Raw genomic sequence first — 22,721 nt, forward strand, 5'->3', positions numbered from 1 at the left:
AAAGATGCGGATAGAAGCCCATATTTTTGGGTTTGACCGCTTTATCTACGGAGAAAAAATAACTATTTTTTGGCTTGAAAAAATTCGAGATATGGTCAAGTTTGATGGAATTGAGAGCTTAATGGAGCAGATGAAGTCCGATGAAAGCTACGCCTTGCATTGGACAAGTAAGTAAACCTATAGATTTCAAAGAACTTGCCAATACATTTGTGTTAACAGTCATTAAATTTTATGAAAAATTAATATAATCCCTTTGGTTCCCTATTGAAAAAAACAACAAAATAAGATATAATATACTAGAAAAAGCTTGTATAGAAGGGAATGGACGGGCATGATAACCTTATTTTTGTCACCAAGTTGTACGAGTTGTCGTAAAGCTAGAGCATGGCTGACTAGCCACGAGGTGCCTTTTAATGAGCATAACATCATGACTAGTCCGTTAACTGCAGATGAATTACAGCAAATTTTATCACTGACAGAAAATGGTACTGATGATTTAATTTCAACACGATCAAAAGTGTTTCAAAAGTTAGATATTGACGTGGATGAACTGTCCGTGAGACAGCTTATTGAGTTAATCGAGCTATATCCGAGTTTACTTCGGCGTCCGATTATCCTTGATGAAAAACGGATGCAGATAGGGTTTAATGAGGATGAAATTCGGGCATTTCTACCGCGAAACTATCGCAAGCAAGAATTAAAGAATGCAACATTACGAGCAGAAATAGGATAGAGACATGGATAAACAATACTCATATCCGCTTGATTTTTCGTGGAGCACAGAGGAAATTTCCTCAGTGCTTTCTTTTTTGAATCGAGTGGAAGAAGCATATGAAAAGGGTGTAGAAGCAAGAGTCGTTCTTGAACAGTATAAAAAGTTTAAAGAAGTTGTAAGAAGCAAAGGGCAAGAAAGACAAATTGATCGAGATTTCGAAGAAGCGTCGGGTTACTCGAGCTATCGAGTTGTAAAGGCTGCCCAAGAAAAACAGAAAGGAATGATCCGATTTGGAAACTAAATATCATTTTGCCAAGCAGATTATTCTTGAAGCGGGTGAGTTCTTACGGAATCATTTAGATGACCCTCTTGTTATAGATGAAAAAACCAATCCTCAAGATTTAGTCACGCACTTAGATAAACAAGTGCAAGACCAATTGAGCCAAAAGATTCTTTCGGAATTTCCAATGGATAGCGTATTTGGTGAAGAAGGTGGTCAAACTGGTTCCATAAAAGAGGGAAAGGTATGGGTGCTGGATCCGATTGATGGGACAACGAATTTTATCGCTCAAAAAAATGACTTTTCCATTCTTTTGGCATATTTTGAAGATGGTGTAGGTCAATTCGCAATCATATATGATGTGATGCAAGATAAATTATTTCATGGTGGAGGGCAATTTCCAGTTTATCTCAATCATCAACTACTTGAGATTCCCAAAGCTACATCTTTGGTAAGAAGCTTGATTGGATTAAATGCAACCTTATATGCTACGAATCAGTATGGCTTAGGTGACTTAGCTGATCATTCATTAGGGACTCGTTCTGTTGGCAGTGCTGGAATTGGTTTCTCTCACGTCTTAGAAGGACGTTTATTAGCTTATGCTTCGAATCTTTATCCATGGGATTATGCGGCGGCGAGTATTTTAGGGGAAGGTTTAGATTGTCAGTTATTGAGCTTAGAAGGTGATGCGCCCCAGTTTTCTGGTCGAGAACATGTGATGTTGGTCCCAAAAGCTAGTTTGAGTGAGATTAAGAGGTTTATCCATTGATACAATTACCACAGGAATTTATTGAAAAATATACGTACTTGCTTGGCCCAGATGCCCAAGCATTTTTTGAGAGTTTTGAATCTTCTGCAGTTTCTGGCTTTCGTACGAATCCTTTAAAAGAACAACAGAAGGAATTCCCAGATGCAATACCGAATATGCCTTGGTCTTACTACGGTAAGGTTTCTGGAAAGTCAATCGAACATGTGACAGGTTTGGTTTATTCCCAAGAACCTGCTGCACAGATTGTTGGGCAAGTTGCTGCTCCTGAAAAAGGGATGAAGGTACTGGATTTAGCAGCAGCTCCTGGAGGAAAGACCACCCATTTACTTTCATATTTAGAGAATACAGGGATTTTAGTTAGTAATGAGATTTCAGCCAAACGTTCTAAAATTCTCGCAGAAAATATTGAGAGATTCGGAGCACGGAATGTGGTTGTCACAAATGAGTCAGCTCAGCGATTAGCAAGCGTTTTTTCAGATTATTTTGATATGATTGTCTTGGATGCACCTTGTTCTGGCGAAGGAATGTTTAGAAAAGACCCGGATGCTATTCAGTATTGGTCTAAAAACTATCCTGCTCAGTGTGCGCAGTTGCAAAAGGAAATCTTGGAATCAGCTCTTGAAATGCTTGCACCTAATGGACAACTCATTTACTCTACCTGTACGTGGTCGCCTGAAGAAAATGAAGATATTGTTCGATGGTTATTGGAGCAATATGCTTTAGAATTAATTGATATTCCGAAAATAAATGGTATGGTTCAAGGGATTGGCTATCCTGAGACGGCTCGGATGTATCCTCATCGTTTTAAAGGAGAAGGACAGTTTGTAGCGAAATTTCGATATAAAGGGGAAGGTTCCACGAAAAAAAGGAAATTTGGGAAGTCAAATTTAAATCGTGAACAGCAACAATTATGGCAGTCTTTCAAACAAGAACACCTGACGATACAATTTGACGGTGTTTTACAAGCTTTTGGGGATAATCTCTATTTATTACCCAAAGAGCTTCCTGATTTATCTAAAATTAAAATTGCACGAAATGGTTTACATCTGGGTGTGTTTAAGAAAAAGCGCTTTGAACCCAGTTTTGCTCTCGGCCTTGCATTACAGAGTGATGAAGTGATGAAGCGAGTTGAAATTACAGCGGAAGATTTTCAAAATTATACTGCAGGTCAGACGATTGAGGTGCCTAAAGAATTACCAAATGGTTGGTATCAAGTTACCGTTGCTGGAAATGGGCTAGGCTTTTCAAAAATCGTTTCTGGAGTATTGAAAAATAGCTTCCCCAAAGGACTAAGATTTTAAGTCCGAAGAAGCAAATTATTTTTGCAACTTGTCTTGTTATATGTTATAGTTGATAAGTGGAAATATCTTGTAAATTCTATGTAAAATACAGAGTTAATTTTAGGAGATTCCACTGAAAAATGTAAAGGAAAAAACGAAATGAAAAAAAAGCAGAAGCTTGGAATTGTAGCTTTGTTTCTTTTGAGTAGTATGGCTCTTTCAGGTTGTTCTTCTTGGATCGATCGAGGAGAGTCTATTACAGCCGTAGGTTCGACAGCGCTTCAACCACTTGTTGAGGCAGCAGCAGATGAATTTGGTAGTGTCAATATCGGTAAATCCATCAACGTTCAGGGTGGAGGGTCAGGTACTGGCTTGTCACAAGTTCAGTCTGGAGCTGTTCAGATTGGTAACTCTGACGTATTTGCTGAGGAAAAAGATGGTATTGATGCAAGTAAACTTGTTGACCATCAAGTAGCAGTAGCTGGTTTGGCCGTTATTGTAAATGAACAGGTATCGGTTAAAGATGTTACTACAGAAGATCTGCGTAAAATTTTTACTGGTGAGATTACCAACTGGAAAGAACTGGGTGGTAAGGATTTGGAAATTTCAATCATTAACCGTGCGGCTAGTTCAGGTTCACGTGCGACCTTTGATAGTGTTATCATGGATGGACAAACCGCAGTTCAGAGTCAAGAACAAGATTCTAACGGTATGGTAAAATCTATTGTTGCTCAGACACCAGGTGCAATTTCCTATCTATCATTTGCTTATCTAGATGATTCAGTTAAAACAATTAAGTTAAACGGTTTTGAACCAACCGCTGAAAATGTAGCAACAAATGATTGGCCAATTTGGTCCTATGAGCATATGTATACGATGGGAAAAGCGACTGACTTGACAGAAGAATTTTTAGATTACATGATGTCAGATGAAGTTCAAAATGGTATCGTTGAAAGTATGGGATACATTTCTATCAACGATATGAAAGTTGTGAAAAGTGCTGATGGCACGGTGACTGAGAAGGAGTAAGCATGAAAAACGAACAACTAGCAAAAGAGTTATCGTCTCCATCTAAAAACTCTCGATTAGAGAAGTTTGGTAAGGTAATTACATTCCTTTGTCTGTCATTGATTGTCTTTATTGTTGCAATGATTTTGATTTTCGTTGCACAGCGTGGATTATCGACTTTCTTTGTTGACGGTGTGAGCATCACTGATTTCTTATTTGGAAGCAAGTGGGAACCAAGCTCGAAAATATTTGGTGCCCTGCCAATGATTTCAGGTTCGTTCATTGTTACCATCTTGTCAGCAATTATCGCCACTCCGATAGCGATTGGAGCAGCTGTTTTTATGACTGAAATTTCTCCAAAGCGTGGTGCAAAAATTTTACAACCTGTTATTGAACTTTTGGTAGGTATTCCATCAGTCGTCTATGGTTTCATTGGACTCCAAGTTGTTGTACCATTTGTACGTTCTATTTTTGGTGGTACTGGTTTTGGTATCTTATCAGGGGTATGTGTTCTCTTTGTTATGATTTTACCGACAGTAACATTTATGACCGTTGATAGTTTGCGAGCTGTACCTCGTCATTATCGTGAAGCTAGTCTTGCGATGGGAGCGACGCGTTGGCAAACAATTTGGCGTGTTATCTTGAATGCAGCTAAGCCAGGTATTTTTACCGCTGTCATTTTTGGTATGGCTCGTGCATTCGGTGAAGCTCTTGCAATTCAAATGGTAGTTGGTAACTCAGCAGTTATTCCTACGTCATTGACTACACCAGCAGCGACATTGACCTCCGTTTTAACGATGGGTATCGGTAACACTGTTATGGGTACCGTCCAAAATAATGTGCTTTGGTCATTGGCTCTTGTCTTGCTCTTGATGAGCCTTGTCTTTAACATGATTATGAAATTTATTACAAGAGAGGGTAAGAAAAACTATGCACGCTAAGAAAATGGATAAACTTGCGACAGGAGTTCTATACTCAATCGCAACAGTGATTGTTATTATCTTAACAGCGCTTATCCTCTTTATCCTTGTGAGAGGGTTGCCACATGTCAACTGGCATTTTTTGACAAGCAAGTCATCTTCCTATAAAGCTGGAGGAGGGGTTGGGATACAGTTATACAACTCATTTTTCCTCTTAGTTATTACGCTGTTGATTTCTGTTCCCCTATCAACTGGAGCAGGTATCTATTTAGCTGAATATGCAAAAAAAGGACCTTTGACAAACTTTATTCGTACCTGTATTGAGATTTTGTCTTCTCTGCCATCTGTAGTAGTTGGTTTGTTTGGTTACTTAATCTTTGTTGTACAATTTGAATATGGTTTCTCTATTTTATCAGGCGCTTTGGCATTAACAGTCTTTAATTTACCACAGATGACACGTAATGTAGAGGATAGCCTTCGCCATGTGCATCATACACAACGTGAAGCAGGATTAGCACTCGGCTTATCTCGTTGGGAAACTGTACTTCACGTTGTTATCCCAGAAGCCCTTCCAGGTATCGTGACAGGTATCGTATTGGCATCTGGTCGTATTTTTGGTGAAGCTGCTGCTCTAATTTACACAGCTGGTCAGTCCGCACCAGCTCTTGACTGGTCTAACTGGAATCCATTAAGTGTTACAAGTCCGATTTCAATCTTCCGTCAATCAGAAACCCTAGCGGTACATATTTGGAAGGTAAACAGTGAGGGTACAATTCCTGATGCGACTCAAGTTTCTGCTGGATCTGCAGCAATTCTCTTGATTTTCATCTTACTCTTTAACCTCTCTGCACGATACATTGGTAAAAAACTTCATGCGAAAATGACTTCTGCAGCGTAGAAGTTGGCATAATAAGGAGAAAAAATGGCAGATTACAACTGGAATGAACGCCATATCATTACATTTCCAGAGGAAAAAATAGCCCTTTCAACAAAAGATGTTCATGTTTACTATGGTAAAAATGAAGCAATCAAGGGGATTGATATGCAGTTCGAGAAAAATAAAATCACAGCTTTGATTGGACCATCGGGTTGTGGGAAATCAACTTATCTTCGCAGTTTGAATCGAATGAATGATACGATTGATATTGCAAAAGTAACTGGTCAAATCCTTTATGAGGGAATTGATATCAATAAACCAAATATGAATGTCTACGAGATTCGTAAGCATATTGGAATGGTTTTCCAACGTCCAAATCCTTTTGCGAAATCCATTTATCGTAATATCACTTTTGCACATGAGCGTGCAGGTGTAAAAGATAAGAAAGTTTTGGATGAAATTGTTGAGACATCATTGAAACAAGCTGCACTTTGGGATCAGGTAAAAGATGATTTGCATAAGTCAGCCTTCACCTTATCAGGTGGTCAACAACAACGTTTGTGTATTGCCCGAGCTATCTCAGTGAAACCTCAAATTTTGCTCATGGATGAACCGGCGTCAGCACTTGATCCGATAGCGACAATGCAATTGGAAGAAACCATGTTCGAGTTGAAGAAGAATTATACCATTATTATCGTGACACACAACATGCAACAAGCAGCACGTGCGAGTGATTATACAGCGTTCTTCTATTTAGGCGATTTAATTGAGTATGATAAGACGGCAAATGTCTTCCAAAATGCGAAACTTAAATCTACTAGCGACTATGTTTCAGGTCATTTCGGATAGAAAGGAAAACTATGACATCCCCTATTTTACAAGTAAAAGATTTGTCTGTTTACTATAATAAGAAAAAGGCCTTAAATAGTGTTTCAATTGATTTCTATCCAAATGAAATTACTGCCTTGATTGGTCCTTCAGGTTCTGGGAAGTCCACTCTATTGCGATCTATTAATCGCATGGGAGACTTGAATCCTGAAGTGACTCTGACGGGTGCGATTGATTATAATGGGAAAAACATTTATAGTCCACGTACAGATACTGTAGATTTGCGTAAGGAAATTGGAATGGTTTTCCAACAGCCAAACCCATTTCCAATGTCAATTTATGAGAACGTTGTCTATGGTCTTAGAATCAATGGTATTAAAGACAAGCATGTTTTAGACGAAGCTGTTGAAAAATCCTTGATTGGTGCATCCATTTGGGATGAGGTAAAGGATCGTCTCCATGATTCAGCATTAGGTCTTTCAGGTGGTCAGCAGCAGCGTGTATGTGTTGCTCGTGTATTGGCAACTAGTCCCAAAATCATTTTGTTAGACGAACCGACTTCAGCCTTAGACCCTATTTCAGCAGGTAAGATTGAAGATACACTTTACGGATTGAAAGAACGGTATACAATGATTTTAGTGACGCGTTCTATGCAACAAGCTTCACGTATTTCAGATCGTACAGGCTTCTTCTTAGATGGCGACTTAATTGAATACAATGACACCAAAGAAATGTTCCTAAATCCTATTCACAAAGAGACTGAAGATTATATCACAGGTAAATTTGGATAAACCATCTAACCAGAGTGTTTAAAAAGATATAGAAAAGAGATTCATATGCTAAGAGCACAATTTGAAGTAGAACTAGGCAAGCTTCACAATCAATTTTATGCTATGGGTAATGAAGTATTAGGACAGATTAACAATACTGTTCGTGCATTCACGACTCATGACCGCGAATTAGCGAAGGAAGTAATTGAAGCAGACAAAAAAATTAATGAGTTTGAAGTAAAACTCGAGAAAAAATCTCTTGAGATTATTGCGCTTCAACAACCTGTTTCAACTGACCTACGTCGAGTGATTACAGTCTTAAAAGCAACCAGTGATTTAGAAAGAATGGGCGATCATGCTGTTTCAATTGCAAAAGCAGCCATTCGCATGAAAGGTGAAGTTCGTATTCCTATAGTCGAGGAAGAAATTAAGAATATGGGCAAAGAAGTCCGTCGTTTAGTTGAGTCCTCACTCGATTTGTATTTAAATTCTGGCGATATTGAAACTGCGTACGAAATTGCGGCCAGTGACGAAATTATCAATGAATATTATTCTAAAATTCAAGAATTGACAACTGAAGAGATTAAAAAGAATCCAGATTCACTTATTGCAGGTAGAGATTACTTCCAAGTGTTAACTTATTTGGAACGTATCGGTGACTATGCGAAAAACATTTGTGAATGGGTTGTGTATCTTCGTACTGGTGATATCACTGAGTTGTAAAACCAGTTATTCTTCAAGAAGTTAAAGAAGGAAAAATATTACTGATTGGTTACATTTTTACTAAAATTTGTAATGAAAATGTAATAAAAATTTCCAAATGTTAGAGATTTTCAGGCTCTTTGTCAACTGTAGTGGGTAGATGAAAAGCTAACACCTAGAGAGGACGAACTTCGTTCTCTCTTTCTTTATGTTCAAAGCAATCAAAATCCGTTTTTTAAAATTTTCAAAGTTCCTGAAACCAAAGGCATTTCTTTTAATGACTTTGATGAGATTATTGGTAGCTTCCAGTTTGGCGTTGGAATAAGGCAATTCCATGGCGTTTAAAACCTTGTCTTTATCCTTTAGAAATGTCTTAAATACCGTCTGAAAAATAAGATTAACAGTGGCTACTTCCTGTTCGATGAGGTCAAAGAAATGGTCTGAGTTCTTCTCTTGGAAATGGAATAAGAGCAATTGATAGAGTTCATAGTGCTGTCGTAGTTCCTTGGAGAAAGACAGGAGTTTTTCTAGGATTTCCTTGTTAGTCAAATGCATTCGAAACATAGGGCGATAAAATCGTTTATCGCTGAGTTTACGGCTATCTTGTTGTATCAATTTCCAGTAGCGTTTCAAGACTCGGTATTCCTGCGATGTTCTGTCGAATTGATTCATAATTTGAATACGGACACGGTTCATAGCCCGGCTAAGGTGTTGAACAATATGAAAGCGGTCTAGTACGATTTTTGCATTCGGAAAAAGCTGTTTAGCAAGTTGATAATAGGGACTAAACATATCCATGGTAATCACTTTGACCTGATTTCTAACCTTTCTAGGATAGCGTAGAAAGTGGTTTCGGATGGTTGCTTGAGTTCTTCCGTCGAGAATGGCGATGACATTTAGGGAGTTGAAATCTTGAGCGATGAAGCTCATTTTCCCCTTCTTGAAGGCATACTCGTCCCAACTCATCACCTCAGGTAGGGTATTCCAATCCGTTTCAAACTTGAACTCATTGAGCTTTCTCATAACTGATGATGTTGAGATAGCTAGCCTGTGTGCGATATGTGTCATTGCTTGATTTTCGATGAGTAATTGGGCAATTTTCTGGTTAACAGCGACAGATATTTGATGGTTTTTCTTAACAAGAGGAGTTTCAGCGACCGCCATTTTCCCACATTCTTTACACTTGAAACGACGCTTTTTAAGGCGGATAAGGAGTGGATAACCAGCGGTTTCTAGGTAGGGAATTTTTGATGCTTTCTGGTAGTCGTACTTAGCCATTTGTCCCTTGCATTTTGGGCATTTAGGAGCCATGTAATCCAAGTAACCGTGGAGTTCTAAGTGAGTTCCCATATCATATTCATCAGTGATAGTGATATTTTTGTCTTTAATTCTGAGAAAATTTGTGATAAGATTTAGTTGTTCCATATGAGTCTTTCTAAAATGATAGTTTGAGCACTTTTCATTATAGGTCATATGGGACTTTTTTTCTATACTCAAAAAGGCTCCATAATCTCCACGGTGGTTTTACCCACTACAGAAATTATAGAGCCGATTTTCATAGGAAAATCTCTTTTTTTATGCTAGAATAATAGTTGGAGGATAGCAATGATAAAAATTTTTGGGAAAATACGTTATCACTGGCAACCAGAATTTTCGTGGGGAATCATATACTGGACAATGGCATTTACCCCGCTATTTATCGCTTTGTCGCTTCTATTAGAAAAGCTAAAAATGTCCACCTTATTTTTTGTGTTAGTCAGCCTTTCTGTTTTAATGTGCCTTCTTGGGACAAGACGGTATTTTGAAATAAAAGAACATCATTTAAGAATTTCCACTGCTAATCCTTTTAAAACAAAAAAACTACTGATGAAGGATATCAGTAGAATCGAAGTGTCCTATTTGGCGATTCGTATTTATTCAACAAGCTCTCCTGAGGGAGAACTCTATCATATGCGTAAATGGCCAAAAAAATATTTTGTGAATCACATAGCACTACATCCAGAGTTTTCAGGAGAGGTAGTATTAGTTGATCACCTAATCAAACAGGACTATTTTGAGGAGTATTATAGTAAGCAAGCAACCTCAGTCTAATCGAATCGCTTTTGTGGGACATGATTTTGCTGCTTTCAAGATGCTATCTGTTAGTGGGTGTTCTTTTTCTAAAGCTTCGCTATCAGAAAAGATGACAATTCCGTCATCATTGTAATCAAAAAGTTCTGAGTAGGTTTGGCAAAGACCACATGCAATGCATCTTTCCGGAATTATTTTTATATTCATATTGATATTTTAATCGTATTGTACGAAAAACACAAGGAGAAACTAGGCTCATGTCAAAAGAACCATGGAATGAAGAAGTTTATACCTCACGATCTGCGAGTCGCAAAGATCGAATAAAAAATGGTGTTGCGAGTACGCGAATTTTCACAGTACTGGCTATTATTTTCTTTATCATTATGCTTGTTGTTTTAGTGATTGCCATCTACCTATCAACAGGTGGTAGTACAACTAATTCAAATCAAGAATTTTACAATGCAAGCAATGCTAGTAGTGCCGTTTCCTCTTCTTCAACAACGAGTGAGGAAAGTACAACATCTGAAAGTACTACAGATTCTAGCACAGAAACTACGACTTCGTCAGAAGCAGGAGATGGTTCAACCATTACTGTTGAAGCTGGGGAAGGAATTGGGAGTATCGCGGCCCGTGCTGGTATTTCAATTTCAGAGCTAGAACGTTTAAATCCGGATAAAATGGTTGGACCTGGTGGAACATGGTGGGCCAATCCTGGTGACATTGTTCGTATTAGATAAGAGGGGTTATGAAATCAATTCAAATCGCTATTGATGGTCCTGCTTCGAGCGGGAAATCAACAGTAGCTAAAATTATTGCAAAACAATTAGGATATACCTATTTAGACACTGGGGCCATGTATCGTTCAGCTACATTTCTAGCGTTGAAGAATGGTATAGAGGTGTCAAATCAAGAGAAAATCGTTCAGTTGCTTGAATCCAATCCAATTCGATTTGGCAGGGATGAGAATGGAGAGCAACTTGTATTTGTTGGTGAATGTGACGTCACGTTACCTATACGTGATAACCAAGTGACTAATAATGTTTCGGCAGTAGCGGCACTTCCTTTGGTAAGGGAAAAATTGGTCCATTTACAACAGGAAATTGCACAAGCTGGCGGTATCGTCATGGATGGTCGTGATATTGGCACTGTGGTACTTCCTCAAGCGGAGTTAAAAATCTTTCTCATTGCATCGGTTGAGGAACGGGCTTTACGTCGTTTTAAGGAAAATACGGAACGTGGTATCGAAACTGATTTGGAAACCTTAAAGGAGGAGATTGCAGCTCGTGATTTTAAGGATTCAAACCGAGCAGTTTCGCCATTAAAAGCAGCAGATGATGCAATCACTTTTGATACGACCGGAGTGTCCATTGAAGGTGTTGTGAAATTTATTTCAGAAAAAGCGAAAGAAATTCTTGACAAGTAGTTGGAGAGATGATAAAATAGTCGTATTGAGAAAAGCAGAAGTGAGAGCTTCTCGCCTTGCGACTAACGTTGTCTGGCCCTACGATTTAAGATTTCTTCGGAAAGAATAATGGTGTAGTGCGGACTTGTTTAGCAGGTCCGTTTTGTTTTTCTCGAAAAAAATAAAATGAGGTGAAAAGCCATAGCAAAGCAAGATTTGTTCATCAATGATGAAATTCGAGTGCGTGAAGTTCGTCTTATCGGTCTTGAGGGTGAACAGTTGGGAATCAAACCGCTCAATGAGGCTCAGGCCATTGCTGATAATTCAAATGTGGATTTAGTATTGATTCAACCACAAGCTAAACCGCCAGTAGCTAAAATCATGGACTACGGTAAGTTTAAGTTTGAATATCAGAAAAAACAGAAAGAACAACGCAAGAAACAAAGTGTTGTTACTGTAAAAGAAGTACGTCTAAGTCCAGTAATTGATAAAGGGGATTTTGAGACAAAACTTCGTAATGCCCGTAAATTCCTTGAAAAAGGAAATAAAGTCAAGGTTTCGATCCGTTTTAAGGGTCGTATGATTACCCACAAAGAAGTTGGAGCGAAAGTATTAGCTGAGTTCGCCGAAGCAACCCAAGATATTGCGATTATTGAACAACGTGCTAAGATGGACGGTCGTCAAATGTTTATGCAATTGGCCCCAGCTTCAGAAAAAAAATAAGCTTTTTACGCTAAAAGGAGAATTAAAATGCCAAAACAAAAAACTCACCGCGCATCAGCTAAACGTTTTAAACGTACAGGTTCTGGTGGATTGAAACGCTTCCGCGCTTATACTTCACACCGCTTCCACGGTAAAACTAAAAAACAACGTCGTCACCTTCGTAAAGCAGGTTTGGTGCATGCTGGTGACTTTAAGCGTATCAAATCAATGCTTACTGGTTTGAAATAAGTCGACTACTAGAATTTAGATTATTTGGAGGAAAATTAAATGGCACGTGTTAAAGGTGGCGTTGTTTCTCGTAAACGCCGTAAACGTATTTTAAAATTAGCTAAAGGTTACTATGGAGCTAAACATCTCTTGTTCCGCACTGCGAAAGAACAAGTTATGAACTCTTACTACTATGCATACCGTGACCGCCGTCAGAAAAAACGTGATTTCCGTAAATTGTGGATCACTCGTATCAATGCGGCTGCTCGTATGAATGGTTTGTCTTACTCACAATTGATGCACGGTTTGAAATTGGCTGAAATTGAAGTAAACCGTAAAATGCTTGCTGATTTAGCAGTAAACGATGCAGCAGCTTTCACAGCTCTTGCAGATGCTGCTAAAGCAAAACTTGCTAAATAAGCATATAGGATTTGAAAAAAGCTTGGAAAACTTCCAAGTTTTTTCTTTACATATTTTTGTATATTTTGATTTTGAAGATAATGGAGGAGGTGCAGGTAGCTAGAACAGCCTAAAGGCTGTTTTGGGTTGGAAATAAGACTTGCGAAAAAGTCACTTTCGTAGAGTAGGGTAAGCTGAAAATGACGATATATCAAAGCTAATTCAAATGACCATACTTTTAAAAATTCAATATTTTTCATTGTCACCGTAATACTGATTGAAGGTTATTAGCGGAGTTTTCAAGCACTTTATTGAAATATAAAACAAATATTGGCCTATCCTCTGCATGGAGACGAGGTTGAGCAAAAAGCCTTAGTACAACTTCTCAGGGTATATGACACAACATAGCGATATGCTTGATAGGGGTTTTATTAGTCTGTGAGCGTGATGCTGTTTGAAGCTATACTCTTTTCATTTTATGAGTATGCGTGAGGTTGTCAAGGTAATGAGAATTTTTTCTAGAAGTAAAAGGACATTGACGTGTGATTGGTCAATGTCCTATTTTTATTATTCACTAGAGCTAGTCTTTGTTGAGGAACTTGTGGAAGTAGTAGTGCTTGAGCTCGAGGCATCACTGGATGATGAACTACTGTTTAATTCCAGATAACTTGGTGCTTTAAAGAGGTCAACAGTTGATTGATTATTGTTTTTGCTATATAAGCTTGTTGATTTGGTTCCAAGTTCTTTTTCTAAAGCTAATTCAGTTGCGAGTGAATCTATGTAATTGTATTGACTTGCATCTAAGGCAGTTAAACCATTGTCATAGAATCGGATAAGATCCCCAGTTTGAATGGCGTCACTGGCAGATAATTGCGCCGCTGCAGAGGCTTTTATATCATCAATTTCTTTTTGAGTAACTTCATCTGGATTGGTTATTTCAACTCCAGTTTCAGTATAGTATATTTTTCCGCCATAACTGGTATATTTTGGTGTGATAAAGTTTCCTGCGGTTCTGAGGGCAACGACTTGACTGTGTTCGCTAGAGAGCATATCTTGTCCAACTTGAAGATAATTGTTTGCTTCAATTCCTAAGAGGTGTTCGAGAGTCGGTAAGGCATCTATTTCACCACCAAAAGTATCGATAATTCCGCCATTTGTCATTCCAGGTACTACAATCATATATGGAACTCGTTGCATCATTGCATTGTCAAAATCTGACCAAGTTTGAGAATCTTTTCCGATTAATGGAGCTAAGTCAGGGTTGCGGGAATTTGAAATCCCATAGTGGTCACCATATAGGACAATGATTGAATTTTCATACAAACCAGTAGCTTTCAAATAGTCAAAGAATGCCTTAATTGAGGCATCTAAATAGTTGGCTGTAGCAAAGTAACCGTTGATAGTTTCATCAGGTGTATCTGCCAAAGGGAAGCCAATTTCATCGCCAATTAGACTGGAAGTGTAGGGATAGTGGTTTGACACCGTGATGAATTTAGCATAAAAAGGTTGTTGCATATGTTCAAGATACTGAATTGAATCTGCAAACATGATTTTATCATTCAAACCATACTGGAATGAGTTTTCAGCAGTCGCCTCAGAGAAATAGGATTGGTCAAAGAAGTAATTGTAACCCCATTGTTTATAGGTATTGTTTCGGTTCCAGAAGCTGGCTGAATTACCGTGGAAAACAGCGGAAGTATAGCCTCCATTCTGAGAAAGGATATAAGGCGCAGCCTGCTGTGTATTGCTTCCTCCATATTGAACCATGAATGAGCCTTGATTGAGACCAAAAAGAGATGTCTCAATCATAGTTTCAGCATCAGAAGTCTTTCCTGCTTTAACTTGATTAAAGAAATTTGAAAAGGCCAAAGTAGACTGTGAATGGTAGAGAGAGTTGAGAAATGGTGTTACTTCATATTCAACGCCATCAACATTCAGTTTATAATCAATTACAAATTGTTGCAAACTTTCTAAGTGGAGATAAATGACATTCCGTCCTTTGGCGATACCAAAATAGTCACTATTGGGTGAGGCGTAATGTTCTTGAACGTACGCTTCTACAGGAACAAGGTCCTCTGCTGTCGCATCAGAACGATCCTTTTCCGTAGTGTAAGTCTGATGTGCATTATAAGTAAAGAATGCAGGTAATCCTAAAGCCCGTACAATATACGTATTTGAAAATCCACGAGTTAGTAATTCTGGGCGGTCAATCTCAGCAGAAAAAAGGTTTACTGAAAATAATAAGATTGCTAAAGAAGAAACTGCAAAACTAGCTCTTTTTGAGAAAGGTTTAGGGTTTAGTTTGTATGGTTTTTTTCTTAATACTATTGCAATGATAATAAAATCCGCAAAATATACTAAATCCCATAAGTTGAATAGCTCGAGTGCTGTTTCACCAAGACCAGTGGAAACACTCGATGTTGCCATCATTGTAGAAACTGAAATGTAATCAGCAAATTCTCTATAATAGACGACATTTGAGAAAAGCCATAGGAACAAAATAAGATAGATGGTTATGGCAATTCCATAAAATAGCTTAGTATTTTTTATATAAAGTGCTAGTCCGAGTAAAAGAAGGGCTAGCGGAATTGGATTAAAAATAGCAATTGAATATTGCAATAAACTAGATAAATCTAAATGAAAATCAACAAAATAAGCCCAAAGGGATTTTGTCCAATAACTTAATAATAGTAAAACTATGAATCCAATACGAGTCTGATAGTTCTTTTTTATGATGTCAATTAGTTTTTTCACAAGTAGTAGTCTCCACATCCCTTTCTAAAATCTTTGTACATTATATCATATTTTATAAAAAAACCTGCAATAATACGAGTTTTTTTGGCATATAGTTTGATTCATGATATAATAGAAAATGTATGAAAATAATAGTTAGTACCATAGCAGAAAAAAAGATTAATAAAGGAATCAGCCTTTTAGACAGTTCAGATTTCAAGGAAAACCAAAACCTACCTGATGGTCAAGTGTCATTGTTTTCTAAGAGTAGAAGATATTTAGGCGAGGCTTACTTGTCTCCACAAAATAAGGGAATTGGTTGGCTTTTTAGTCGTAATAAAATAGCATTGTCTGTAGATTTTTTTATTAATCTTTTTAATAAGGCAAAAATAGTACGCCAGCCGTTCTACCATTCAAATTTGACAACAGCTTTTCGCTTATTTAACCAAGATGGTGACGGTTTTGGTGGATTGACAATTGATTTATATGGAGATTATGCTGTTTTTTCTTGGTATAATACTTTTGTCTATTCCATTAGGCAGTTGGTTATTGAGGCCTTTCAAATTGTATTTCCTGAGGTAGTTGGAGCTTACGAGAAAATTCGTTTTCAGTCAGAATTAAGTGATTCTAATTTTCTGTATGGAAATCAGGCCCCGGATACATTTACTGTTAACGAAAATGGTGTTGCTTATCAGGTTTTTTTAAATGATGGATTGATGACTGGAATTTTCTTGGATCAGCATGATGTTAGAGCTTCACTGGTTGATGGACTTGCTAGCGGTAAAAAAGTGCTAAATATGTTTTCATATACAGCTGCTTTTTCGGTTGCAGCAGCTATGGGTGGGGCGAGTGAGACTGTTTCAGTTGATTTGGCGAAACGATCACGCGATCTATCTAAAGCACATTTTATGGCAAATGGTTTGCCTCTTGATCACCATCAATTCGTTGTAATGGATGTTTTTGAATATTTTAATTATGCAAAGAGAAAGGGAATGAAGTTTGATATGATCATTCTGGATCCACCGAGCTTCGCTCGAAATAAAAAGCATACATTCACAGTGGCGAAAGATTATTACAAACTGATTGAACAATCACTTGAAATCTTACATTCAGATGGCATGATTATTGCCTCAACCAATGCTGCAAACATTTCGATAGACAAGTTTAAACAGCAAGTTCAGAAGGGACTTGGAAAAGTTAAGTATCGCTTTTTGCAAACTTATCGCTTGCCAATTGATTTTACAGTTAATAAAAATGATGAAAGTAGTAATTACCTTAAGGTCTTTACGATACAGGTGCAAAAATGAAAATTGTTGTTCCAATTATGCCAAGAAGTATAGAGGAAATAGAAGCAATTGATGTGGAACGATTATCTGATGCAGATATCATTGAGTGGAGAGCTGATTATCTTCCTAAAGACGAAATTTTAAAAGTTGCGCCCGCTATTTTTGAAGTATGCAATGGTAAAGAGGTATTATTTACGCTTCGAACCACACGTGAGGGTGGACACCTAGATTTAGAAGATCAAGAATATGTCAATCTAATTAAGGAAGTTGCAGCAATTTACCAACCAGACTATATTGATTTTGAGTACTATTCTTATCAGTCTGTATTTGATCAAATGTTGGATTTCCCAAACTTAGTTTTAAGTTACCACAATTTCACGGAAACACCTTCCAATTATTTGGAAATTATTTCGGAGCTCACACGTTTTTCTCCTGCGGTTGTGAAAATTGCCGTTATGGCAAACTCTGAGCAGGATGTACTTGATGTGATGAATTATACTCGTGGGTTTAAAACATTGAATTCTGAGCAAGAGTTTGCTACAATTTCAATGGGGGCATTAGGAAAATTATCTCGGATATCAGGATTTGTAACGGGTTCAAATTGGACTTTTGCAAGTTTAGATGAAGCTTCTGCCCCTGGTCAGATCTCATTGGCAAATACACGAAAATTTTTAGATATATTGGAGAACTAGTATGAGGTATTTAACAGCAGGCGAGTCGCATGGCCCACGTTTAACAGCCATTATTGAGGGGGTTCCAGCAGGTCTTCCTTTAACAGCTGAAGATATTAATAGAGACTTGAAACGCCGTCAAGGTGGTTATGGTCGAGGAAGTCGTATGCAAATTGAAACGGACCGTGTGGAAATTACTGCTGGAGTTCGTCATGGTAAAACAACTGGTGCACCAATCACTCTGAATGTAACAAACAAGGACCATCAGAAGTGGTTGGATATTATGGCTGTTGAGGATATTGAAGAGAAACTTAAAAGCAAGCGTCGTATCAAACACCCACGTCCAGGACATGCCGATTTGGTCGGTGGGATGAAATACCGTTTTAGTGATTTACGAAACTCTTTAGAGCGTTCAAGTGCCCGTGAAACCACAATGAGAGTGGCAGTTGGGGCTGTTGCAAAACGTATTTTGGAAGAACTTGATATTGAGATTGCAAATCATGTTGTTGTTTTTGGTGGAAAAGAAATTGATGTACCAGATGGATTAACTGTTGCTCAGATTCGTGAACGCGCGGCCGCATCAGAAGTGTCCATTGTCAATCAAGAGCGTGAAGAGGAAATCAAGGCTTACATTGACCAAGTGAAACGTGATGGTGATACGATTGGTGGAGTCGTTGAAACAATCGTTGGCGGTGTTCCAGCTGGTTTGGGTTCCTATGTACAATGGGACCGGAAACTAGATGCGAAACTAGCACAGGCTGTTGTGTCGATTAATGCCTTTAAAGGTGCCGAATTTGGTCTTGGTTTTAAAACTGGCTATCTCCAAGGTAGTCAAGTAATGGACGAAATACTTTGGACTGAAGAGGATGGATATACTCGACGGACAAACCATTTGGGTGGTTTTGAAGGTGGTATGACAAACGGTCAACCATTAATTATCAGAGGGGTGATGAAGCCAATTCCAACCCTTTACAAACCGCTTATGTCAGTCGATATTGATACTCACGAGCCTTATAAAGCAACTGTAGAGCGCTCGGATCCAACAGCTCTTCCTGCTGCGGGTGTTGTGATGGAATCTGTTGTTGCGACGGTTATTGCAAATGAAATGTTGGAAAAATTCTCTTCAGATAATTTAGAGGAACTAAAAGCTGCTGTTGCTAGCCACCGTGACTATGTTAAGAATTTCTAGGTGATAAGATGACTAAGACAGTATATATTGCCGGTCTCGGTCTTATCGGTGGCTCTCTAGCACTCGGTATACGGAAACACCATCCAGATTACACCATACTTGGTTATAATCGAGGAGAAAAATCTCGTCATATAGCTTTACAAAGAAATATGGTAGATGAGGTGACTGATGATTTCTCACTATTTGCGGGTCGTGCAGATGTTATCATTTTATGCGTGCCAATTCAGCAAACCATTGAGTTTATCAAACAGTTAGGACAAATCGATTTAAAACCAAACGTATTGGTGACAGATGCTGGTTCCACAAAAACAGAGATTATACAAGCTGCGGAGGCTTATCTCTCAGAAAAAAGAATCAACTTTATCGGAAGTCATCCAATGGCTGGTAGTCATAAATCTGGTGCGGAAGCTGGAGATATTTTATTATTTGAAAATGCATATTACATTATGACACCTTGTTCATTGACCCAGGCAGACGCAGTTCCTAGACTAACTGACCTCCTTTCGGGAACTGGTGCGCGATTCGTACAGATTGATGCCCAGGAACATGATTTTGTAACGAGTCAAATATCGCATTTTCCCCATGTGCTGGCTTCAAGCCTGATGAATCAGGCGGGTGATTATGCCGTAGAACACCCCTTTACGAATAACTTTGCGGCAGGTGGATTTCGAGATATGACTCGAATTGCAGAGAGTGAACCAGGTATGTGGACGAGCATCTTGATGACAAATTCAGAGCCAATTATTGAACGTATAGAAGATTTTAAAGGTCGCTTAAGCTATATTAGTCAACTTTTAAAAGAAAAAAGACAGGACGATATTTGGGACTTTTTTGCCAGAGGTAGTCAAACACGAAAAGAGATGGAAATCCATAAGCGTGGTGGTGTTGATTCGTTTTTCGATATATTTATCAATGTACCTGATGAAGAGGACTCAGTTCTAAAAGTTTTAGAGGTCCTGAGAGGAATCTCTATCGTAAATATTCGTATTAACGAAGAAAACCGTGAAGACACATATGGTATCTTACAGATCACATTTAAAAATAAGGAACATCTAGAAGAAGCTGCAAAGCGCTTATCTGAGCAGACTTCTTATCAAATATACTTAAATTAGGAGGTTGTTTATGACCACAAATATCTATGATATTGCCAATCAATTGGAGCGCGCTATTCGCAATCTACCGGAATATAAGGCAGTGGAAGCAGTGAAAGTATCTGTTGAAGCGAATGCAGAAGCGAAAAGTACCCTAGATGCCTATATTTCTTTCCAAAAAGGTATTCAGGAAAAATTGCAAGCTGGTGACATTCCAACTGAAGCTGATCAAAAGCAAATGCTAGACTTTAATAAAAAAGTTCAAGCCAATCCATTGTTGACAGAGTATTTTACGAAGCAACAACAATTAGGAACCTATGTGGCAGATTTGGAACGGATTATCTTTAAACCATTAAATGAATTGCTTCAATAAACGGCTCAAGTAGTCGTTTATTTTTTAGAATTTCATCAATTGTATGAATTTTATTAAAAAATCTGAAAATTTACGCAATTATCTATTGACAAATGATTTTAAAACAGTTATCATAGTTACAAATCAAAAAATGAAAGGAAAACAGATATGCCACGTATGTGTCGAAAACAAACAGTTACTCGTACATATTTCTACAGCTATTTTAGATAGTGTTTGTAGACATGGAAGACATGGATGCAAACACGGGAACGTAAAGTTTGTATCTATGTGGCTGTAGTCATTTTGACATGTGCCTCATAGATGAATACATCTAAATGGCGCGAGTTGTTCAGTCTGTTTTTACTATACAGTTGAAGCATTGGGGCCGTTTAGAATGTCATCTTCTAGACGGTCCCTTTCTTTTTGGCTTAACTACTTATACATTTAAAGGAGATTGAAATGGTTAGATTAAAAAAATTTTTTCTTAGCTCGGTTGTAGCACTATCAGCGCTAACATTGGCAGCATGTAGTTCTAATAGTGAAGATTCTGGATCAGTTAAGGTTGGTATTATCCAATATGCAGAACATGAGGCATTAACGTCAGCTCGTGAAGGATTTATTGAAGCATTGGAAGATGCGGGATTCAAGGAAGGCGAGAATCTGACAATTGACTTCCAGAATTCCCAAGGAGACCAAGCCAATTTACAAACAATGGTAGGACAGCTTGCAGGGAAAAATGATTTGAACTTTGCAATAGCAACACCTGCAGCCCAAGCATTGTTAAATGCGGATGGTGAGACACCAAGTGTGTTTACAGCTGTAACTGATCCAGTTGAAGCAGGACTGGTTGACAGTTTGGATGCACCCGGCGGTTCAATGACAGGTTCTATTGATGCAACAGATGTAGAAGGTCAGATTGACATGTTACTCAAAGTGGTTCCTTCTGCCAAAACGGTTGGTATCTTCTACAATTCAAGTGAAGTTAATTCTGAGGTGCAAGCTGACCAAGCTAAACAAGCCCTTGAAGCGAAAGGAGTCAAAGTAGAGGTAGCAACTGTTACTTCAACAAATGACGTTCAACAAGCAATGACCTCTCTGGCTGCTAAGGTCGATGCTATCTATCTCCCGACAGATAATACAGTTGCTTCAACTGCTTCAACGATTGGTGAAATTTTACAAGAAGCAAAGGTTCCAGCAATGGGAAGTGATGCCGCAGTTATTGATGCTACTCTATTTACTTATGGGGTTGACTATCATGCAATTGGTGTACAGGCTGGCGAACTAGCTGTGAAAATCTTGAAAGGTGATAAGCCAGCTGACTTGCCAGTTGAAAAACCAAATACAGCTGCTGTTACTGTGAATGAAGAAATGGCGACAGTTCTCGGTTTTGATGCTGAAACCATTAAAGCATTGGAAAAATAAAAGTTGGAAAGATAGGAGTATCATATGATGAAAACTAAATTCATGAAAAAAATAGCAGCGATTTCCCTGGTTAGTGTTGGAATTTTGACGCTGGCAGCTTGCTCTTCCGCAAGTTCAGACAAATCTTCTTCTGAAACAGTTAAAGTTGGGATTCTACAATATATGGAACATGAATCCTTGACTGCAGCCCGAGAAGGGTTTGTAGCAGAGTTAGAGGCGAACGGCTACAAAGAAGGAGAAAAATTAGTCTTAGATTATCAGAATGCACAAGGTGAACAAGCAAACCTACAAACTATATCAGAACAATTAATCGATGGAAATGATATTGTGTTAGCTATTGCAACACCTGCTGCACAAAGTTTGGCAACCGTATCAACTGAGACTCCCATCTTATTCACTGCCGTTACGGATCCATTATCAGCAGATTTGGTAGAGTCTATTGAAAAACCAGGGGGACTCTTGACTGGAACCTCAGACCAAGCTCCAATTGATAAACAAGTTGAATTATTAGGCCAGGCCGTTCCAGATGCGAAAACAGTTGGTATCCTATATACCACTAGCGAGCGGAACTCTGAGGTTCAAGTAGAACAAGCTAAAGAATTGTTTGAAAAAGCAGGCTATAAGGTGGTTGTAAAGGGAATCACTTCAACAAATGAAGTGCAAGATGCCACTACAAGCTTGATGAAGGATGTAGATGCTATTTTTGTTCCAACTGATAATACTATTGCCTCAACAATGACCATGATTGGTGAATTGTCTGTTGAGCATCAAATACCAGTTATCGGTGGTTCAACTGATATGGTGGATGAAGGTGGTTTACTAACTTATGGTACTAATTATGAGGCTCTAGGACGTCAAACCGCAAAAATGGCAATCAAAATCATTGAAGGTGCGGATGTTTCTGAAACCGCAGTGGAATACCCTGAAACAGTTAGTCTTCATGTAAATGAAGACATTGCCAAACAACTCGGAATTGATACTAGTAAACTTTCTGTATCTGAGTAAACGTGCAAGAAGAGAGATTCTT

General features: G+C 38.3%; 26 protein-coding genes, 1 pseudogene and 1 other annotated feature. Of the genes and pseudogenes, 24 read left to right on the plus strand and 3 right to left on the minus strand.

Annotated elements, in window-relative coordinates:
* Position 1: 1 nt before the first annotated feature.
* The 11 genes and pseudogenes from L6410_RS04035 to phoU form a co-directional block, all read left to right on the plus strand.
* Positions 2–175, plus strand: a pseudogene (locus L6410_RS04035) (riboflavin kinase); the annotation flags it as partial.
* A gap of 156 nt (positions 176–331) precedes the next feature.
* Complete coding sequence (locus tag L6410_RS04040; protein ID WP_024392725.1) at positions 332–733, plus strand: Spx/MgsR family RNA polymerase-binding regulatory protein; 402 nt, start codon at positions 332–334, stop codon at positions 731–733.
* A gap of 4 nt (positions 734–737) precedes the next feature.
* Positions 738–1,016, plus strand: a complete 279-nt coding sequence (locus L6410_RS04045; protein ID WP_172007061.1) for a UPF0223 family protein — start codon at positions 738–740, stop codon at positions 1,014–1,016.
* Positions 1,006–1,764 carry an inositol monophosphatase family protein gene (locus L6410_RS04050; RefSeq protein ID WP_237396241.1) on the plus strand — a complete coding sequence of 253 codons (759 nt, stop codon included), beginning with the start codon at positions 1,006–1,008 and terminating at the stop codon, positions 1,762–1,764. Before L6410_RS04045 ends, L6410_RS04050 begins: the two co-directional genes overlap by 11 nt.
* The gene (locus L6410_RS04055; protein ID WP_172007076.1) at positions 1,764–3,065 is read left to right on the plus strand and encodes an RsmF rRNA methyltransferase first C-terminal domain-containing protein; all 1,302 of its coding nucleotides are present in this window, start codon (positions 1,764–1,766) and stop codon (positions 3,063–3,065) included. The genes L6410_RS04050 and L6410_RS04055 overlap by 1 nt, the downstream gene beginning before the upstream one ends.
* Positions 3,066–3,203: 138 nt before the next feature.
* The gene (locus tag L6410_RS04060) at positions 3,204–4,073 is read left to right on the plus strand and encodes a phosphate ABC transporter substrate-binding protein PstS family protein (protein WP_172040283.1); all 870 of its coding nucleotides are present in this window, start codon (positions 3,204–3,206) and stop codon (positions 4,071–4,073) included.
* Positions 4,074–4,075: 2 nt separating this feature from the next.
* The gene (gene pstC / locus L6410_RS04065; RefSeq protein WP_172040284.1) at positions 4,076–4,993 is read left to right on the plus strand and encodes a phosphate ABC transporter permease subunit PstC; all 918 of its coding nucleotides are present in this window, start codon (positions 4,076–4,078) and stop codon (positions 4,991–4,993) included.
* Positions 4,983–5,870 carry a phosphate ABC transporter permease PstA gene (gene pstA, locus L6410_RS04070; protein ID WP_105127565.1) on the plus strand — a complete coding sequence of 296 codons (888 nt, stop codon included), beginning with the start codon at positions 4,983–4,985 and terminating at the stop codon, positions 5,868–5,870. The genes pstC and pstA overlap by 11 nt, the downstream gene beginning before the upstream one ends.
* Before the next feature lie 24 nt (positions 5,871–5,894).
* The gene (gene pstB, locus L6410_RS04075) at positions 5,895–6,698 is read left to right on the plus strand and encodes a phosphate ABC transporter ATP-binding protein PstB (protein ID WP_172040285.1); all 804 of its coding nucleotides are present in this window, start codon (positions 5,895–5,897) and stop codon (positions 6,696–6,698) included.
* Between the two features lie 11 nt (positions 6,699–6,709).
* Entirely contained in the window at positions 6,710–7,468 is a 759-nt protein-coding gene (gene pstB, locus L6410_RS04080) for a phosphate ABC transporter ATP-binding protein PstB (protein WP_172075386.1), read from the plus strand.
* Positions 7,469–7,513: 45 nt separating this feature from the next.
* A complete protein-coding gene (gene phoU / locus L6410_RS04085; RefSeq protein WP_024392734.1) occupies positions 7,514–8,170 on the plus strand; it encodes a phosphate signaling complex protein PhoU in 657 nt (218 codons plus the stop codon).
* A 147-nt stretch (positions 8,171–8,317) separates the two neighbouring features.
* Here the strand turns inward: phoU and L6410_RS04090 are convergent, their stop codons facing one another.
* Positions 8,318–9,574: an ISL3 family transposase gene (locus L6410_RS04090; protein ID WP_237395183.1), complete on the minus strand. Its 1,257-nt coding sequence runs from the start codon at positions 9,572–9,574 to the stop codon at positions 8,318–8,320.
* Between the two features lie 180 nt (positions 9,575–9,754).
* Here L6410_RS04090 and L6410_RS04095 point away from each other — a divergent pair, with 180 nt between their 5' ends.
* A complete protein-coding gene (locus L6410_RS04095) occupies positions 9,755–10,240 on the plus strand; it encodes an EbsA family protein (protein ID WP_172075390.1) in 486 nt (161 codons plus the stop codon).
* On the opposite strand, the gene L6410_RS04100 is transcribed toward L6410_RS04095, so the two are convergent.
* Positions 10,232–10,426: a ferredoxin gene (locus L6410_RS04100; protein WP_172075392.1), complete on the minus strand. Its 195-nt coding sequence runs from the start codon at positions 10,424–10,426 to the stop codon at positions 10,232–10,234. The genes L6410_RS04095 and L6410_RS04100 overlap by 9 nt on opposite strands.
* 50 nt (positions 10,427–10,476) lie before the next feature.
* On the opposite strand from L6410_RS04100, the gene L6410_RS04105 reads away from it, so the two are divergent.
* From L6410_RS04105 to rplT, 5 genes are all read left to right on the plus strand, one after another.
* Positions 10,477–10,956 carry an SAG1386/EF1546 family surface-associated protein gene (locus L6410_RS04105; protein ID WP_172089927.1) on the plus strand — a complete coding sequence of 160 codons (480 nt, stop codon included), beginning with the start codon at positions 10,477–10,479 and terminating at the stop codon, positions 10,954–10,956.
* An 8-nt stretch (positions 10,957–10,964) separates the two neighbouring features.
* Positions 10,965–11,642 carry a (d)CMP kinase gene (cmk, locus tag L6410_RS04110; protein ID WP_172040286.1) on the plus strand — a complete coding sequence of 226 codons (678 nt, stop codon included), beginning with the start codon at positions 10,965–10,967 and terminating at the stop codon, positions 11,640–11,642.
* A 26-nt stretch (positions 11,643–11,668) separates the two neighbouring features.
* Positions 11,669–11,797 (plus strand) — a sequence feature (ribosomal protein L20 leader region).
* A 40-nt stretch (positions 11,798–11,837) separates the two neighbouring features.
* Positions 11,838–12,344 carry a translation initiation factor IF-3 gene (gene infC / locus L6410_RS04115; protein WP_024392739.1) on the plus strand — a complete coding sequence of 169 codons (507 nt, stop codon included), beginning with the start codon at positions 11,838–11,840 and terminating at the stop codon, positions 12,342–12,344.
* Between the two features lie 27 nt (positions 12,345–12,371).
* Positions 12,372–12,572: a 50S ribosomal protein L35 gene (gene rpmI, locus L6410_RS04120; protein WP_024392740.1), complete on the plus strand. Its 201-nt coding sequence runs from the start codon at positions 12,372–12,374 to the stop codon at positions 12,570–12,572.
* Positions 12,573–12,611: 39 nt separating this feature from the next.
* Positions 12,612–12,971 (plus strand): 50S ribosomal protein L20, encoded by a 360-nt coding sequence (gene rplT / locus L6410_RS04125; protein ID WP_012028296.1) that lies wholly within the window; start codon positions 12,612–12,614, stop codon positions 12,969–12,971.
* Between the two features lie 546 nt (positions 12,972–13,517).
* Here the strand turns inward: rplT and L6410_RS04130 are convergent.
* A complete protein-coding gene (locus L6410_RS04130) occupies positions 13,518–15,704 on the minus strand; it encodes an LTA synthase family protein (RefSeq protein ID WP_237396242.1) in 2,187 nt (728 codons plus the stop codon).
* A 122-nt stretch (positions 15,705–15,826) separates the two neighbouring features.
* Here L6410_RS04130 and L6410_RS04135 point away from each other — a divergent pair, with 122 nt between their 5' ends.
* The 7 genes from L6410_RS04135 (at position 15,827) to L6410_RS04165 (ending at position 22,699) form a co-directional block, all read left to right on the plus strand.
* Positions 15,827–16,990: a class I SAM-dependent rRNA methyltransferase gene (locus tag L6410_RS04135; RefSeq protein WP_237396243.1), complete on the plus strand. Its 1,164-nt coding sequence runs from the start codon at positions 15,827–15,829 to the stop codon at positions 16,988–16,990.
* Entirely contained in the window at positions 16,987–17,661 is a 675-nt protein-coding gene (gene aroD / locus L6410_RS04140; RefSeq protein ID WP_172038476.1) for a type I 3-dehydroquinate dehydratase, read from the plus strand. Before L6410_RS04135 ends, aroD begins: the two co-directional genes overlap by 4 nt.
* A gap of 1 nt (position 17,662) precedes the next feature.
* Complete coding sequence (gene aroC, locus L6410_RS04145) at positions 17,663–18,829, plus strand: chorismate synthase (RefSeq protein ID WP_237396244.1); 1,167 nt, start codon at positions 17,663–17,665, stop codon at positions 18,827–18,829.
* Between the two features lie 8 nt (positions 18,830–18,837).
* Complete coding sequence (locus L6410_RS04150; RefSeq protein ID WP_237396253.1) at positions 18,838–19,941, plus strand: prephenate dehydrogenase; 1,104 nt, start codon at positions 18,838–18,840, stop codon at positions 19,939–19,941.
* 10 nt (positions 19,942–19,951) lie between these two features.
* The gene (locus tag L6410_RS04155; RefSeq protein WP_172075402.1) at positions 19,952–20,293 is read left to right on the plus strand and encodes a YlbF/YmcA family competence regulator; all 342 of its coding nucleotides are present in this window, start codon (positions 19,952–19,954) and stop codon (positions 20,291–20,293) included.
* 438 nt (positions 20,294–20,731) lie between these two features.
* Positions 20,732–21,694 carry an ABC transporter substrate-binding protein gene (locus L6410_RS04160; protein WP_237396255.1) on the plus strand — a complete coding sequence of 321 codons (963 nt, stop codon included), beginning with the start codon at positions 20,732–20,734 and terminating at the stop codon, positions 21,692–21,694.
* 27 nt (positions 21,695–21,721) lie between these two features.
* Positions 21,722–22,699, plus strand: a complete 978-nt coding sequence (locus L6410_RS04165) for an ABC transporter substrate-binding protein (RefSeq protein ID WP_237396681.1) — start codon at positions 21,722–21,724, stop codon at positions 22,697–22,699.
* The last annotated feature ends 22 nt before the right edge of the window (positions 22,700–22,721 follow it).

The organism is Streptococcus parasuis (genome assembly GCF_021654455.1).
In the GTDB taxonomy this organism is placed as follows: domain Bacteria; phylum Bacillota; class Bacilli; order Lactobacillales; family Streptococcaceae; genus Streptococcus; species Streptococcus parasuis.

What these genes read in the sequence shown, in the direction of transcription:
- L6410_RS04040 (WP_024392725.1), top strand. Translation starts at nt 332, where the DNA reads ATGATAACCTTATTTTTGTCACCAAGTTGTACGAGTTGTCGTAAAGCT.
- L6410_RS04045 (WP_172007061.1), top strand. Translation starts at nt 738, where the DNA reads ATGGATAAACAATACTCATATCCGCTTGATTTTTCGTGGAGCACAGAG.
- L6410_RS04060 (WP_172040283.1), top strand. Translation starts at nt 3,204, where the DNA reads ATGAAAAAAAAGCAGAAGCTTGGAATTGTAGCTTTGTTTCTTTTGAGT.
- pstC (WP_172040284.1), top strand. Translation starts at nt 4,076, where the DNA reads ATGAAAAACGAACAACTAGCAAAAGAGTTATCGTCTCCATCTAAAAAC.
- pstA (WP_105127565.1), top strand. Translation starts at nt 4,983, where the DNA reads ATGCACGCTAAGAAAATGGATAAACTTGCGACAGGAGTTCTATACTCA.
- pstB (WP_172040285.1), top strand. Translation starts at nt 5,895, where the DNA reads ATGGCAGATTACAACTGGAATGAACGCCATATCATTACATTTCCAGAG.
- pstB (WP_172075386.1), top strand. Translation starts at nt 6,710, where the DNA reads ATGACATCCCCTATTTTACAAGTAAAAGATTTGTCTGTTTACTATAAT.
- phoU (WP_024392734.1), top strand. Translation starts at nt 7,514, where the DNA reads ATGCTAAGAGCACAATTTGAAGTAGAACTAGGCAAGCTTCACAATCAA.
- L6410_RS04090 (WP_237395183.1), bottom strand. Translation starts at nt 9,574, where the DNA reads ATGGAACAACTAAATCTTATCACAAATTTTCTCAGAATTAAAGACAAA.
- L6410_RS04095 (WP_172075390.1), top strand. Translation starts at nt 9,755, where the DNA reads ATGATAAAAATTTTTGGGAAAATACGTTATCACTGGCAACCAGAATTT.
- L6410_RS04100 (WP_172075392.1), bottom strand. Translation starts at nt 10,426, where the DNA reads ATGAATATAAAAATAATTCCGGAAAGATGCATTGCATGTGGTCTTTGC.
- L6410_RS04105 (WP_172089927.1), top strand. Translation starts at nt 10,477, where the DNA reads ATGTCAAAAGAACCATGGAATGAAGAAGTTTATACCTCACGATCTGCG.
- cmk (WP_172040286.1), top strand. Translation starts at nt 10,965, where the DNA reads ATGAAATCAATTCAAATCGCTATTGATGGTCCTGCTTCGAGCGGGAAA.
- rpmI (WP_024392740.1), top strand. Translation starts at nt 12,372, where the DNA reads ATGCCAAAACAAAAAACTCACCGCGCATCAGCTAAACGTTTTAAACGT.
- rplT (WP_012028296.1), top strand. Translation starts at nt 12,612, where the DNA reads ATGGCACGTGTTAAAGGTGGCGTTGTTTCTCGTAAACGCCGTAAACGT.
- L6410_RS04135 (WP_237396243.1), top strand. Translation starts at nt 15,827, where the DNA reads ATGAAAATAATAGTTAGTACCATAGCAGAAAAAAAGATTAATAAAGGA.
- aroD (WP_172038476.1), top strand. Translation starts at nt 16,987, where the DNA reads ATGAAAATTGTTGTTCCAATTATGCCAAGAAGTATAGAGGAAATAGAA.
- aroC (WP_237396244.1), top strand. Translation starts at nt 17,663, where the DNA reads ATGAGGTATTTAACAGCAGGCGAGTCGCATGGCCCACGTTTAACAGCC.
- L6410_RS04150 (WP_237396253.1), top strand. Translation starts at nt 18,838, where the DNA reads ATGACTAAGACAGTATATATTGCCGGTCTCGGTCTTATCGGTGGCTCT.
- L6410_RS04155 (WP_172075402.1), top strand. Translation starts at nt 19,952, where the DNA reads ATGACCACAAATATCTATGATATTGCCAATCAATTGGAGCGCGCTATT.
- L6410_RS04160 (WP_237396255.1), top strand. Translation starts at nt 20,732, where the DNA reads ATGGTTAGATTAAAAAAATTTTTTCTTAGCTCGGTTGTAGCACTATCA.
- L6410_RS04165 (WP_237396681.1), top strand. Translation starts at nt 21,722, where the DNA reads ATGAAAACTAAATTCATGAAAAAAATAGCAGCGATTTCCCTGGTTAGT.